This is a genomic window from Pseudomonas paraversuta (genome assembly GCF_904063065.1).
GTDB classification, from domain to species: domain Bacteria; phylum Pseudomonadota; class Gammaproteobacteria; order Pseudomonadales; family Pseudomonadaceae; genus Aquipseudomonas; species Aquipseudomonas paraversuta.
Map to the genome: position 1 here is coordinate 34,333 of NZ_CAJFCL010000010.1, position 14,262 is coordinate 48,594.

11 protein-coding genes and 2 tRNA genes are annotated in these 14,262 nt (G+C 55.6%); 1 reads left to right on the forward strand and 12 read right to left on the reverse strand.

Features of this window, described 5'->3' with window-relative positions; genetic code table 11:
• The first annotated feature begins 81 nt into the window (after positions 1 to 81).
• Positions 82 to 3,006, forward strand: coding sequence for a DUF748 domain-containing protein (locus tag JQ845_RS19655; RefSeq protein ID WP_003439645.1), 2,925 nt, complete (start codon positions 82 to 84; stop codon positions 3,004 to 3,006).
• A 256-nt stretch (positions 3,007 to 3,262) separates the two neighbouring features.
• Here the strand turns inward: JQ845_RS19655 and JQ845_RS19660 are convergent, their stop codons facing one another.
• The 12 genes from JQ845_RS19660 to tpiA all read right to left on the reverse strand — a co-directional run bounded on the left by JQ845_RS19660 (position 3,263) and on the right by tpiA (position 14,242).
• Positions 3,263 to 3,616, reverse strand: coding sequence for a BON domain-containing protein (locus tag JQ845_RS19660; protein WP_003439643.1), 354 nt, complete (start codon positions 3,614 to 3,616; stop codon positions 3,263 to 3,265).
• Between the two features lie 290 nt (positions 3,617 to 3,906).
• On the reverse strand, positions 3,907 to 6,012 hold the full coding sequence (gene pnp / locus JQ845_RS19665) for a polyribonucleotide nucleotidyltransferase (protein ID WP_203009377.1): 2,106 nt from the start codon (positions 6,010 to 6,012) through the stop codon (positions 3,907 to 3,909).
• A 223-nt stretch (positions 6,013 to 6,235) separates the two neighbouring features.
• The gene (gene rpsO / locus JQ845_RS19670) at positions 6,236 to 6,505 is read right to left on the reverse strand and encodes a 30S ribosomal protein S15 (protein ID WP_003439639.1); all 270 of its coding nucleotides are present in this window, start codon (positions 6,503 to 6,505) and stop codon (positions 6,236 to 6,238) included.
• A 162-nt stretch (positions 6,506 to 6,667) separates the two neighbouring features.
• Complete coding sequence (gene truB / locus JQ845_RS19675; protein WP_003439625.1) at positions 6,668 to 7,585, reverse strand: tRNA pseudouridine(55) synthase TruB; 918 nt, start codon at positions 7,583 to 7,585, stop codon at positions 6,668 to 6,670.
• A 3-nt stretch (positions 7,586 to 7,588) separates the two neighbouring features.
• Entirely contained in the window at positions 7,589 to 7,990 is a 402-nt protein-coding gene (gene rbfA / locus JQ845_RS19680) for a 30S ribosome-binding factor RbfA (RefSeq protein WP_003439623.1), read from the reverse strand.
• A 158-nt stretch (positions 7,991 to 8,148) separates the two neighbouring features.
• Complete coding sequence (gene infB, locus JQ845_RS19685) at positions 8,149 to 10,656, reverse strand: translation initiation factor IF-2 (protein WP_003439621.1); 2,508 nt, start codon at positions 10,654 to 10,656, stop codon at positions 8,149 to 8,151.
• Between the two features lie 27 nt (positions 10,657 to 10,683).
• A complete protein-coding gene (nusA, locus tag JQ845_RS19690; protein WP_003439619.1) occupies positions 10,684 to 12,165 on the reverse strand; it encodes a transcription termination factor NusA in 1,482 nt (493 codons plus the stop codon).
• Positions 12,166 to 12,212: 47 nt separating this feature from the next.
• A complete protein-coding gene (gene rimP / locus JQ845_RS19695; protein ID WP_003439616.1) occupies positions 12,213 to 12,671 on the reverse strand; it encodes a ribosome maturation factor RimP in 459 nt (152 codons plus the stop codon).
• Between the two features lie 141 nt (positions 12,672 to 12,812).
• Positions 12,813 to 12,889: transfer RNA gene (locus JQ845_RS19700), tRNA-Met, on the reverse strand.
• Positions 12,890 to 12,985: 96 nt separating this feature from the next.
• Positions 12,986 to 13,071, reverse strand: a tRNA-Leu gene (locus tag JQ845_RS19705).
• Between the two features lie 29 nt (positions 13,072 to 13,100).
• Entirely contained in the window at positions 13,101 to 13,484 is a 384-nt protein-coding gene (gene secG, locus JQ845_RS19710; protein ID WP_003439612.1) for a preprotein translocase subunit SecG, read from the reverse strand.
• A gap of 2 nt (positions 13,485 to 13,486) precedes the next feature.
• Positions 13,487 to 14,242: a triose-phosphate isomerase gene (gene tpiA, locus JQ845_RS19715; protein ID WP_003439609.1), complete on the reverse strand. Its 756-nt coding sequence runs from the start codon at positions 14,240 to 14,242 to the stop codon at positions 13,487 to 13,489.
• Between the last annotated feature and the right edge of the window lie 20 nt (positions 14,243 to 14,262).

Below are 14,262 nucleotides of genomic sequence, written 5' to 3' on the forward strand. Positions count from 1 at the left end.
TTAAAATATGGTGCTTGTCTCGGAACCAGAAACGCGTGCCATACTCCAAGGCACCTTGGCCACCAATAGACGAAGCCCCACATGACCAAAGGATTGATCCGCGCCATTGGCGCAGTGCTGGTAGCGATTGCACTCTATAGCCTGCTGGGCTTCCTGATTTTACCCGGTATCGGTCTGCGTATCGTCAACCAGCAACTGGCCAACTACGCCACAGTACCGGCCAGACTCGACCGTCTGGAGTTCAATCCATTTACCCTTGAGCTCACACTGTGGGGGTTGCAAGTCGGCGAGCCGGGCAAGCAGCAAGCCGGGTTTGACCGACTCTATGTCAATCTGCAATCAGACAGCGTATGGACCAAAGCCTTGCACCTGGCCGACGTGCAGCTGGACAAGCCCAAAACCGAGGTGCTGTTCAACAAGGACGGCACGCTCAATCTGAGCCAGCTGTTCAAATTGCCTGCCAGCGAGCCCAAGCCCGACGAGCCGCAAAGCAAACCCTTCCCGCTGCGCATCGACAATATAAAACTGGCTGACGGCTATCTGCACTTCGTCGATATGCGTCCCAGTGAGCCCATAGAGTTTCTCTACGACTCAATGAACTTTGAGTTGAAAAACCTCAGCACCCTACCCGACGACAACGCTGAAATGACACTGGTGGCTGCCGGCCCCGAGGGCGGCAGAGTCGACTGGAGCGGCAAGCTGAGCCTGGTGCCGATTACGTCCCAGGGCAAACTCAAAGTCACCGACGCCAAAATGAAAGCCTGGTGGCCCTATGTCCGCGATTCGGTGCCGCTGGTACTCGAAGACGGCATTCTGAATTTCAGCACCGACTACACCCTGGATCTGGCCAAAGATACCGAGATGGTGTTGAGCAATGCCTCGGCCAGCATCGCGCCGTTCAGGATCAATGCCCCGGATGGCCGCCCGCTGGCGCGTCTGGAGCGACTTGATGTGAGCGACACCACGGTGGACCTGGCTAAACAGAAAGTGGTTGTCGGCAAGATCCAGAGCAAGAACCTGGAAACCTGGGCCGCTCGCGAGAAGGATGGTCAGCTTGACTGGCAAAAACTGTTTGCTGAGCAACCCGCAAAAACCGCACCCAAAACCAGTGACCCTGTCACTGTTGAAGCCCCAAAACCAGGCCCGGCTGCGCCGAGCAAACCATGGCAGGTGCTGCTCAAGGATGTTGAACTGCGCGACTATCGGGTGCACCTGGCCGACAAGCAGCCAAGTACCCCGGTAGCACTGGATATCGGCCCCCTCAACCTGGACCTGAAAAACTTCGACAGCCTGAACCGGTCGCCGTTTAACCTCAGGCTCGACACCGGCGTTGGCAAACAAGGCCAGCTCACTGCCATCGGTGATGTGAACCTGAATCCGGTCAGCGCCGCACTCAAGGTCACCACCAAAGACATCGATCTGCGGGTGGCCCAGGCCTATATCGACCCGTTCATGCGCCTTGAACTGCGTAGCGGCATGCTCGGCAGCGACCTGGCAGTCAACCTCAAAAGCACAGAACCGCTGGCTTTCACCGTTGAGGGTCGTGCCCAGGTCGATCAACTGCACACTCTGGACACCCTGAAAAACCGGGACTTCCTCAAGTGGCAGCGGCTGGTGCTGGAAGATGTCAAATACCGGCACGGCGACAGCCTGTCGATCAGCAAGGTCAATCTGACACAGCCCTATGTGCGCTTCATGATCAACGATGATCGCACCACCAACGTGGACGACCTGTTGATCCCGCAACCGGCCAGCAGTGGCGCGAAAGGCGCTGCCGGGCCCGCGGCGAAACAGGATAAGCCGCTGGGCATCTATGTCGGCGGTATCGCGATCAATGATGGTTCGGCCAATTTCGCCGACTTCAGTCTGACCCCCAACTTCGCCACGGCCATTCAGCAACTCAACGGCCAGATCGGCACCATTGACAGCCGTGATGCCAAACCTGCCAGGGTTGATATCTCGGGCAAGGTTGACCGCTATGCACCGGTTACGATCAAGGGCAGTGTCAATCCATTCGATCCAATGGCCAGCCTGGACATTGCCACCAGCTTCAAACGCGTCGAGCTGACTACGCTGACCCCCTACTCCGGCAAGTTTGCCGGTTACCGGATCCGCAAGGGCCGCCTCAATCTTGATCTGCATTACCTGATCACCAAGGGTCAGCTCAAGGCTGAAAACAAGGTTGTCATCGAGCAATTGCAGCTGGGGGAGAAAGTCGACAGCCCGGATGCGGTGAACCTGCCCCTGAAACTGGCGATTGCCTTGCTCAAGGATTCAGACGGCACCATCTCCATCGAGTTGCCGGTGACCGGAGACCTGAACAACCCGCAATTCAGCGTAATGCCCATAGTCTGGCAAACCTTGCGCAACCTTGTGGTCCGAGCCGCTACAGCGCCCTTCAAGTTCATTGGCGGGCTGGTCAGCGGCGGTGGCGCCGAAGACCTGGGCACGGTGTCATTCGCGCCAGGATCAAGCGAGCTGAGCCCTGAAGCGCAAAAAGCCCTGGACACCCTGGCCCAGGCGCTGAAAAAACGTCCGGGCCTGCGCCTGGAAATTGAAGGCACCGCCGCGCAAAGCAGTGACGGTCCGCATATTGCCCAGGATCGTCTTGAGCGCGAATACCAGTACACCTACTACAAGATTCTCCAGCGCAAGGGAGAAAAGGTGCCGGCTCAGGCTTCGCAGCTCAAGGTCCCGGATGATGAAAAAGGTCCATTACTGGAAGGGATTTACCGGGCCCGCCTGAAACAGCAGCCGCCTGCCGAGTGGGCTGATCTGAGTCGCGATGAACGTGCGGCCAAGATGAGTGCAGCGCTAGTGGACTTCTGGAGCAAAAGTGAAGTTCTGCTCCGCCAACTGGGGCAGGATCGTGCCAGTACCATCAAGGACTATCTGGTGGACCATGGCCAACTGGCGGATGACCGCGTGTACTTTATCGATGCCACCCTGGGTCAGGCAGAGAGTGATGGCCGGGTAATTACCCCGCTGCATCTGGACAGCGAGTAAAGCCCTCACCTGGCTTGCTCGCGATTGCGGCTCTGCGGCCTGGATGAGGTACCGCACAGGCCGGATCGCGGGCAAGCTCGCTCCTGCTAGGTTTGCGCACTATTCCTTCGCCCAAATAGAACAGCCCCCGACGCAAGCGCCGAGGGCTGTAATGACCACATCCGTGTGGTCGTCGCATGAACCTGTATTCAAAGCCAGCAGGTGATCTTTCAATCACCTGCTCCGGCTTTCCCCCGGTTCCACGAATTGGGGTGTCTTACTCAGCTTTCAGGCCATCGGCCGAAACTGCCTGAACACCTTTAACTTTCTTGGCAATCGCAACTGCCATCTCTTTCTGTGCGTCGGTTACCGCTACAGTCGAGGATAGCGAAACCACGCCTTTATTGGTTTCTACTTTGATGTCAGTACCTGGAATGCCTTTTTCAGTCAGCAGGTCAGATTTAACTTTGGTTGTGATCCAGGTGTCAGAAGTAGCTTCTTTGGCTTTAGTCATTTCGCCAGCAGCGACAACCATAGGGGTCTGTGCAGTCGATTGAGCAGCAAATGCGGCGTTGGCCATGGTCAGGGTCAGAGCGGTAGCAGTTGCAGCAGCGATAGCAAACTTCTTCATACGAGTAACTCCTGTCTTCTTTAAAATCTGCGCCATCTCATGGCAGCAGGGTTACCTATACTCTTGCAGGGCTTATGCCAACTTTCTGAAATTAAAAAAGCCTTATAAATCAATAACTTATAATCAATCAAAAATCCAAAGGTCGTGCAGTTTGCATGACTGCCCGTCAATCTGCATGCAAGTTGCGGCTTTTTGCTTAATGGCAGTTGGCCTTGAATCTGCCAGCTTTCTTGCAGGCATAAAAAAAGGATCCCGAAGGATCCTTTTTTCAACGCCGGTTTCGGGGGCTATTAAGCTTCCGAAGCCTTGGCAGCTGCTACGTCCTTGATGGAGAGCTTGATACGGCCGCGGTTGTCCACGTCCAGTACCAGTACTTCCACTTCCTGACCTTCTTTCAGAATGTCAGTCACTTTCTCGACACGAGCATCGCTCAGCATGGAGATGTGCACCAGGCCGTCTTTGCCTGGCAGGATGTTTACGAATGCGCCGAAGTCGACGATGCGCTCAACCTTGCCGGTGTAGATCTTGCCGATTTCGGCTTCTGCGGTGATGCCCAGAACGCGCTGACGCGCCGCTTCTGCTGCTTCCTTGGTTTCGCCGAAGATCTTGATCGAACCGTCGTCTTCGATATCGATCGAAGCCTTGGTTTCTTCGCAGATTGCACGGATGGTCGCGCCGCCTTTACCGATGACATCACGGATTTTGTCGGTGTCGATCTTCATCGCAATCATGGTCGGAGCGTTGGCCGACAATTCGTTGCGCGATACGGCAATGATCTGGTTCATCTGACCCAAGATGTTCAGGCGAGCGTCCAGGGCCTGGCCCAGTGCGATCTCCATGATTTCTTCGGTGATGCCTTTGATCTTGATGTCCATCTGCAGCGCGGTAACACCTTTAGCGGTACCTGCTACTTTGAAGTCCATGTCGCCGAGGTGATCTTCGTCACCCAGGATGTCGGTCAGAACTGCGAATTTCTCGCCTTCTTTAACCAGACCCATGGCGATACCGGCAACCGGTGCTTTCATCGGCACACCAGCGTCCATCAGTGCCAGAGAAGCGCCGCAGACCGAAGCCATGGAGCTGGAACCGTTGGACTCGGTGATTTCCGATACAACACGGATGGTGTACGGGAATACGTCAGCAGCAGGCAGCATGGCCTGAACCGAACGACGGGCCAGACGGCCGTGACCGATTTCGCGACGACCGGCGCCACCCATGCGACCACACTCACCTACCGAGAACGGCGGGAAGTTGTAGTGCAGCATGAACGGGTCTTTCTTCTCGCCTTCCAGGGTGTCCAGCAGTTGTGCATCACGGGCAGTACCCAGAGTTGCAACGACCAGAGCCTGAGTTTCACCACGGGTGAACAGAGCCGAACCGTGGGTCTTTGGCAGAACGCCAACTTCGATGTTCAAAGGGCGAACGGTTTTGGTGTCACGGCCATCGATACGCGGCTTGCCGTTAACGATGTTTTCGCGAACGGTGCGGTATTCGATTTCGCCGAATGCAGCTTTGACTTCAGCAGAAGTCGGCTGGCCTTCTTCACCGGACAGCTTGGCAACAACCTGGTCTTTCAGTTCGCCCAGACGTGCATAACGCTCGTGCTTGACGGTCAGGGTGTAAGCCTGGGAGATCGCTTCGTCGAACTCGGCGCGGATAGCGGCCAGCAGAGCGGTGGCTTCTGGAGCAGGAGCCCAGTCCCAAGTCGGTTTTGCAGCTTCGGCAGCCAGCTCTTTAACAGCCTGGATCACTACCTGGAATTCGTCGTGGGCGAACAGTACCGCGCCCAGCATCTGGTCTTCGGTCAGCTCTTTGGCTTCCGATTCAACCATCAATACAGCTTCCGAAGTACCGGCAACAACCATGTCCAGGCTGGAAGCAGCCAGTTGCTCGTAAGTCGGGTTCAGCAGGTAGCCAGTGCTTTCGTGGTAAGCAACGCGGGCGGCGCCGATCGGACCATCAAAAGGAATACCGGAGATTGCCAGAGCAGCCGAGGTACCGATCATCGCAGCGACGTCCGGATCGGTTTTCTTGCTGGTGGACAGAACGGTGCAGACAACCTGCACTTCGTTCATGAAGCCTTCTGGGAACAGCGGACGGATCGGACGGTCGATCAGACGCGAAGTCAGGGTTTCTTTCTCGGAAGGGCGACCTTCACGCTTGAAGAAACCGCCCGGGATTTTACCCGCGGCGTAGGTTTTTTCTTGGTAGTGAACAGACAGAGGGAAGAAGCCCTTGCCTGGATCAGCTTGCTTGGAGCCGACAACAGTCACCAACACGCTGACGTCGTCGTCAACGGTGACCAATACTGCGCCGGAGGCCTGACGGGCGATACGGCCAGTCTCGAGGGTGACGGTCGACTGACCGAACTGGAATTTTTTGATAACCGGGTTCACGGTGTCCTACCTTCTTTGTGGCTCTTGGGGAACGGGTTTCTTGCGAAATACTGACGCAATGTCGGGTATTGACCCGACTCAGATGCTTACGAAAGCGGACGGCACGGTGAGCTTTCGTAAGAATCCGGCTGGTCCAGATAAAACTTGAGGCTGGAAGCCTGCCGTACACCTGCGGGAAACCCGCAGATACACGACAAACGACCAGCCTCTAGCAACATCGCTATTAGCGACGCAGACCCAGGCGAGCGATCAGCGTTTTGTAACGCTCAACGTTCTTGCCTTTGAGGTAGTCCAGCAGCTTGCGACGCTGGTTTACCATGCGGATCAGACCACGACGGGAGTGGTGGTCTTTTTTGTTTTCTTTGAAGTGACCTTGCAGCGTGTTGATGTTAAAGGTCAGCAGTGCAACCTGCACTTCTGGAGAACCTGTATCACCTGGAGCTTGCTGGTAGTCAGCTACGATTTCTGCTTTATGTTCGATTGTCAGTGCCATGGGGCATTTCCTTTCATTAGGGTTCTGCTTGCGAACAAGACAGATCCAATAGGCCGAGGACAAATCCTCGTATTTATAAGTGAGGAGTGACCGTGCCTAATAACAGCCACCCTCGTTCCAGTCTGGCCAAAGAGTATTACATCTCGAGCCAGCCTGTTCCGGTCATTCTGACCGAATCAGTCGACGCGGCGCGATGCGCCCGTCTTCGCTCACTTCACCGATACCGATAAAGCGACCGTTGTGATCTTGTACCCGCACCATGCCGAACTTCGGAGCATCCGGAGCGCGTACCGGTTGGCCATTAAGCCAATAGAATGCGCTGTGTTCCGAGAAGTGCAGCAAAGGCCAGTCCAGCAAACCGCTGTCCGATGGCATCAGGAAGCGGTCAACCGCTTCGTTTCCGCCTTCGGCATGCACAGCTTCCAACTCTTCCAGAGTGACCGTTTGGGCCAGGCTGAAAGGTCCGGCGTGTGTACGACGCAGCTCTGCAACGTATGCACCGCAACCCAGTTGCTCACCAATATCTTCCACCAGGGTACGGATATAGGTGCCTTTGGTGCAGTCGACGGACAAGCGCGCAGTGTCGCCTTCGCTGGCCAGTAATTCGAGGCGGGTAATAGTAACAGAACGCGGTTCGCGCTCCACCACTTCGCCTGCACGAGCCAACTTGTAAAGCGGCTGGCCGTCACGCTTGAGTGCAGAGTACATCGGCGGTATCTGACTGATTTGCCCACGGAATTTGGGTAAAACAGCTTCAATATCGGCGCGACCAACGGTCACCGGACGCGTCAGCAAAACATCGCCTTCGGCATCCGCTGTGGTCGTGGTCTTGCCCAATTGCATCAGGGTTTCATAACCCTTGTCGGAATCGAGCAGGTATTGCGAAAACTTGGTGGCTTCGCCAAAGCACAGCGGCAATACGCCACTGGCCAATGGATCGAGGCTACCGGTGTGCCCTGCCTTCTCGGCATTGAGCAGCCAGCGGACTTTCTGCAGGGCCGCGTTGGAGGTGAATCCAAGCGGCTTGTCGAGCAGGATGATACCGCTGACGTTACGACGGATACGCTTGACCTGAGCCACCGGTTACTCCTTGGTGTCTTCGGGAGCGGTGCCTTCAGGATGCTGATTGTCTTCAGCCACTGCACGCTCAATCAAGGCGGACAGGTGCGCACCACGCACGACACTTTCATCGTAGTGGAAGTGCAGTTGCGGAACGCTGCGCAGTTTCATTTCACGCGCCAGTTGCATGCGCAGGAAACCCGCTGCCGAGTTCAGCACCTTGACGGTCTGGGCGATGTCTTCAGCGTTGTCCTGGCCCATCACGGTGATGAAGATCTTGGCGTGACCGACGTCACGGCTGACTTCAACAGCGGTAATTGTAACCAGACCCACGCGCGGATCTTTGACTTCACGACGGATCAGCTGTGCCAGCTCGCGCTGCATCTGATCGCCAATACGTTGGGTACGGCTATATTCTTTTGCCATGTCTTGTTACCTGTTACTCACCCATGGGAAACCCATGCGGTCTGAAAGCGGCAAACGCCCGGCCAGACAGAAGCCGGACCGGGCGTTGCGTTTAGAGTCCAGGCCGGGCACAAGGCATTTGCATGCCCTGGCTCGTCCTCGCTCTTGAGGCTCGCGATTTAGAGGCTGCGAGCAACCTGGACCTTCTCGAACACTTCGATCTTGTCACCGACTTTAACGTCGTTGTAGCTCTTGACGCCGATACCGCATTCCATGCCGGCACGTACTTCGGCAGCGTCATCCTTGAAGCGGCGCAGGGATTCCAGCTCGCCTTCGAAGATAACGATGTCATCACGCAGTACGCGGATTGGACGGTTACGGTGAACAACACCTTCCAGCACCATACAACCTGCGATAGCACCGAACTTAGGCGAACGGAATACGTCACGCACTTCAGCGATACCCAGGATGTTCTCGCGAACGTCGCTGCCAAGCATGCCGGTAAGGGCTTTCTTGACGTCTTCGATGATGTCGTAGATGACGTTGTAGTAACGCATGTCCAGGCCTTCTTGCTCGACAATCTTGCGCGCGCCAGCATCAGCACGAACGTTAAAGCCGAACAGTACAGCGTTGGATGCCAGTGCCAGGTTAGCGTCGCTCTCGGTGATACCACCGACACCGCCGCCCACTACGCGCACTTGCACTTCGTCGTTACCCAGGCCGCTCAGAGCGCCCTGCAGAGCTTCCAACGAACCACGGACGTCAGATTTGAGGACGATGTTAAGCGTCTTCTTCTCTTCCTGGCCCATGTTCTCGAAGATGTTTTCCAGCTTGCCTGCGTGAGCACGAGCCAGTTTCACTTCGCGGAACTTGCCTTGACGGAACAGGGCAACTTCACGCGCCTTCTTCTCGTCAGTCATTACGCTCATCTCGTCGCCAGCATCTGGCGTACCGTCCAGGCCGAGAATCTCGACAGGGATGGATGGACCGGCTTCCTTGATGGATTTGCCGTTCTCGTCGAGCATGGCGCGGATGCGGCCGTAGTTGGAACCGACCAGAACCATGTCGCCTTGGCGCAGGGTACCGTCTTGAACCAGAACAGTCGCAACCGGACCGCGGCCTTTGTCCAGACGGGACTCAACTACTACGCCACGGCCAGGAGCCGATGGAGTTGCCTTGAGTTCCAGGACTTCAGCTTGCAGCAATACGGCTTCGAGCAGGTCGTCAACGCCGGTACCCATTTTCGCCGAAACCGAAACAAACGGAGTGTCGCCACCCCATTCTTCCGACGTTACGCCGTGAACGGACAACTCGCTGCGGATGCGATCGAGATCAGCGCCCGGCTTGTCGATTTTGTTCACTGCAACAACCAGCGGCACGCCAGCAGCTTTCGCATGCTGAACAGCTTCGATGGTCTGCGGCATTACGCCGTCATCTGCAGCAACAACCAGAATCACGATGTCAGTCGCCTTGGCACCACGAGCACGCATTGCGGTAAACGCAGCGTGACCCGGGGTATCGAGGAACGTGACCATGCCGCGTTCGGTTTCAACGTGGTATGCACCGATGTGCTGAGTAATACCACCGGCTTCGCCAGCAGCTACCTTGGCACGACGGATGTAGTCGAGCAGGGACGTTTTACCGTGGTCAACGTGACCCATTACGGTCACAACCGGAGCACGGGAGAACGACTCGCCTTCGAACTTCAGGGACTCAGCCAGGGAATCTTCCAGGGCGTTGTCACTTACCAGAGTCACTTTGTGGCCCAGTTCTTCAGCAACCAGTTGAGCAGTTTCCTGATCAAGTACCTGGTTGATGGTTGCCGGAGTACCCAGCTTGAACATGAACTTGATGACTTCAGCAGCCTTGACCGACATCTGTGCAGCCAAATCGCCGACAGTGATGGTCTCGCCAATCTGTACGTCACGAACTACAGGGCCGGTTGGGCTCTGGAAACCGTGAGCGTTACGCTTCTTCAGCTTGCCCTTGCCACGACCACCGCGACGGAAGCTATCGCTTTCTTCATCGGAAGAGCGCGGAGCAACACGTGGAGTCGGTGCTTTTTCTTTAACCGATGCGCGATGCGGTGCGTTCTTGCGATCGCCGTCACCACTGCCGCGACGATTGTTATCGTCTGCGCGTGGTTTGTCCGGGCGACGCTGTTCGTCACGTTTACGTGCATCAGCGGCTGGCGCAGGTGCTGCAGCCGGTGCAGCCTGCACAGGTGCAGGAGCAGCGACAGCCGGAGCTGCTGCAGGAGCAGAGGTAGATGCAGGCTGACGGCGCGCGTCTTCTTCGGCGCGACGCTTGGATTCTTCTTCAGCCTTCTGACGTGCGGCATTTTCTACTGCACGACGCTCATCCATCTCACGCTTGCGCTCGGCTTCGATTTCTTCCGGGCTGCGTTGTACGAAAACTTTCTTCTTGCGTACTTCAACACTAATGCTTTTGCTGCCAGCTACACGCAGGGTACTGGTGGTTTTACGCTGCAAAGTGATCTTGCGCGGTTCTTCCACTTTAGCCTTGTGGCTGCTTTTCAGGTGAGTCAGCAGAGCCTGCTTCTCACTGTCGGTCACATTCTGCTCGGCGGCGTTGTGCGGCAGACCTGCCTCACGCATCTGCTGCAACAGGCGCTCAACCGGTGTTTTGACCTCATCGGCCAGTTGTTTCACCGTGACTTGCGTCATGCATTTCTCTCCTCAGGCCGCGCCTAATTACTCGAACCAATGGGCTCGGGCGGCCATGATCAACTTGCCGGCACGATCAGAGTCAATGCCGTCGATGTCGAGCAGGTCGTCAATAGACTGCTCGGCCAGGTCTTCGCGGGTAATTACGCCGCGCACCGCCAGTTCCATCGCCAAATCCTTGTCCATACCCTCAAGTGAGAGCAGGTCTTCGGCCGGATGGGCGTCTGCCAGCTTTTCCTCAGTAGCGATGGCTTTAGTCAACAAACGATCCTTGGCTCGAGCGCGAAGCTCGTTGACGGTATCTTCGTCAAAGCCATCGATGTTGAGCATTTCCTCCACCGGTACGTAGGCAATCTCTTCCAGGCTAGTAAAGCCTTCATCTACCAGTACCTGCGCCAGGTCTTCATCAACTTCAAGCTCTTCGATGAAGTTGCGCAGGATGTCGCCGGTTTCTGCTTGCTGCTTAGCCTGGATGTCCGATTCGGTCATCACGTTCAGGGTCCAGCCGGTCAACTGGCTGGCCAAACGTACGTTCTGACCGCCGCGACCAATCGCCTGGGCCAGATTGTCTGCGCCAACGGCGATGTCCATGGCATGGGCATCTTCGTCGACGATAATCGCCGCTACTTCTGCTGGCGACATTGCGTTGATCACGAACTGCGCCGGGTTGTCATCCCAAAGGACGATATCCACTCGCTCTCCGCCCAATTCGCCGGACACTGCCTGGACGCGCGAACCGCGCATACCGATGCAGGCACCTTGCGGATCAATGCGTTTGTCTTTGGAGCGAACGGCTATTTTAGCGCGAGATCCAGGATCGCGGGAGGCCGCCATCACTTCGATCAGGCCTTCGGAGATTTCTGGAACTTCAATACGGAACAGCTCGATCAACATCTCCGGCGCGGTTCGCGACAGGATCAGTTGAGGACCGCGGTTCTCGGTACGAATTTCTTTCAGCAGTGCGCGAAGGCGTACGCCAACACGGAAAGTTTCACGCGAGATGATGTCTTCACGAGCCAGCAACGCTTCTGCGTTGTTACCCAGATCGACGATCACATTGTCACGTGTCACCTTTTTAACGGTACCCGAAATAATTTCGCCCAGACGCTCACGATAGGCATCGACTACTTGAGCACGCTCGGCTTCGCGGACTTTCTGCACGATTACCTGTTTGGCAGTCTGTGCAGCAATCCGACCGAATTCGATAGAATCGATTTTTTCTTCGATAATATCGCCGGCTACAGCGCCTGGCTGTTTCGCCTGGGCCTGGTCTACCGCCAACTCGATTGCTGGATCATCCAGATCTTCGTCTTCGACCACAGTCCAGCGACGGAAAGTCTCATAATTACCGGTGTGGCGATTGATTTCCACACGCAGATCGACTTCGTCTTCAAAACGCTTTTTAGTAGCGGTGGCCAGAGCCAGCTCCAGCGCTTCAAAAATAACGTTTGCCGGTACGCCCTTTTCATTGGACACCGACTCAACAACCAGCAGTACTTCTTTGCTCATCGTACGCCTCGCCTTTCGCAAGCCATTGGATCCGCGGGATCCGCGTCTCAGTCAAAACTGGGAATAATGTTGGCCTTGTCGATCATATCGATCGGCAACAGGAATTCATGGTCTTCAACTTGCACCACGATGTCCTGCTCCTCTACGCCGCGCAGAAGGCCCTGAAAGTTACGTCGCCCTTCAAAAGGCGAGCGCAGCTTGATCTTCACTTGCTCACCGACATATTTCGCGAACTGTTCAAGAGTGAACAGCGGGCGTTCCATGCCAGGAGAAGAGACTTCAAGGGTGTATTCAACAGCGATAGGATCTTCGACATCCAGAACACCGCTGATCTGACGACTGACAATTGCACAGTCATCCACCAATACGCCGCCTTCCTTGTCGATATACACACGCAACATTGAATGGCGGCCTTGAGCCGAAAATTCAATACCCCAGCATTCATAGCCAAGGGCCACGATCACCGGGGCCAGCAAGGCCTGCAACTCTTCTAGCTTGCTCGACACTTGAACCCCCTAGTGCATGTTTGTGCATGCTGTGCAAAATGAAAAAATGGGCGAAGCGCCCATCTCTGAAACGTCGTTGAATACCGACGCTATAAAGTGTCCAGTTAACAAAAAGCCCCTAATAAGGGGCTCCGCTAAAACTGGTTGCGGGAGCCGGATTTGAACCGACGACCTTCGGGTTATGAGCCCGACGAGCTACCAGACTGCTCCATCCCGCGACAAAGCTGGAGCGGAAGTATACGGTTGATCCTTTTCAGGGTCAATCCAACCTTCCACATACAAGAAAGCCCGCTACTGCGGGCATTCTTGATAATTGGTACCGAGAAGGGGACTCGAACCCCTACACCCTATGGGCACAACCACCTCAAGGTTGCGTGTCTACCAATTCCACCACCTCGGCAATACTACAGTTACATCATGAAACCCGTTTTACTTTTGCTCTTGAGCTGGAGGTACGTCAGTCGCAGGAGTTGCCGACTTTTGCTCTTGAAGCACCGGAACATCATCTGAAGCCGGCTTTTGCACTGGAACTTCCAAAACCGCTGGATTTGGCAAACCTACTTGAGTCAGCTGTTCAGCTTTCTCTTTAGCAAAGTAACCTAACCCCAAGCTGGTTATGAAAAAACCTGCGGCAAGTATAGCAGTAAACTTACTAAGAAAGGTAGAGGAACCTTGGCTTCCGAACACAGTATTTGATGCACCTGCGCCAAAAGAAGCTCCAGCATCCGCTCCCTTACCCTGTTGCAGCAAAACCAGGGCAATTACACCCAAAGCTGTCAGCAGATGAAAAACAGTTACGACGTTATCCAGCATTTTCAGTTTCCTGCGGCACGAATAATCGCACCGAACTCATCTGCATTCAGGGAAGCCCCGCCAATGAGTCCCCCATCGATATCCGGCATGCTGAACAGTTCGACCGCATTGGCCGCCTTCACGCTGCCGCCGTATAGAAGCCGCACACCTTGCGCGACTTCAGAATTCTTTTGCGCCAACTGTGCGCGAATGGCCGCATGCACATCTTGCGCTTGCTGCGGTGATGCAGTCAGCCCGGTACCAATGGCCCAGACCGGCTCATATGCAATCACTGCATTTACAAAAGCCTCAATACCAAATGCGTCAATCACGACATCCAGTTGACGCCCTACCACTTCAAGGGTTTGCCCGGCTTCGCGCTGCTCCAGGGTTTCCCCTATACACAACACCGGCGTCAGACCAGAAGCCTGAACTGCTGCAAACTTGCGATTGAGGGTCTCATCCGACTCACCCAGAATCAGGCGACGCTCAGAGTGACCTACAAGCACCAATGCGCAACCCGCATCCTGCAACTGACTCGAAGAAATCTCCCCGGTCAGAGCGCCCTGCTTTGCTTCAACCGCAGCATTCTGAGCACCAACCGAAATTGGCGCGCCTTGTAAGCCTTTGATCACACGATCAATGAACAGGTCAGGCGGGAATACTGCAACATCAACACTGCCAGGCAAGGACAGATCACGCAGACCAACGATCAGCTCAGCGACGCTGGCGCAGGTACCGTGCATCTTCCAGTTACCAGCTACCATCATGCGACGCATGCTTTACCTCGTCGGTCAAA

What these genes read in the sequence shown, in the direction of transcription:
- nusA (WP_003439619.1), bottom strand. Translation starts at nt 12,165, where the DNA reads ATGAGCAAAGAAGTACTGCTGGTTGTTGAGTCGGTGTCCAATGAAAAG.
- rpsO (WP_003439639.1), bottom strand. Translation starts at nt 6,505, where the DNA reads ATGGCACTGACAATCGAACATAAAGCAGAAATCGTAGCTGACTACCAG.
- JQ845_RS19655 (WP_003439645.1), top strand. Translation starts at nt 82, where the DNA reads ATGACCAAAGGATTGATCCGCGCCATTGGCGCAGTGCTGGTAGCGATT.
- JQ845_RS19660 (WP_003439643.1), bottom strand. Translation starts at nt 3,616, where the DNA reads ATGAAGAAGTTTGCTATCGCTGCTGCAACTGCTACCGCTCTGACCCTG.
- secG (WP_003439612.1), bottom strand. Translation starts at nt 13,484, where the DNA reads ATGCTGGATAACGTCGTAACTGTTTTTCATCTGCTGACAGCTTTGGGT.
- infB (WP_003439621.1), bottom strand. Translation starts at nt 10,656, where the DNA reads ATGACGCAAGTCACGGTGAAACAACTGGCCGATGAGGTCAAAACACCG.
- rbfA (WP_003439623.1), bottom strand. Translation starts at nt 7,990, where the DNA reads ATGGCAAAAGAATATAGCCGTACCCAACGTATTGGCGATCAGATGCAG.
- tpiA (WP_003439609.1), bottom strand. Translation starts at nt 14,242, where the DNA reads ATGCGTCGCATGATGGTAGCTGGTAACTGGAAGATGCACGGTACCTGC.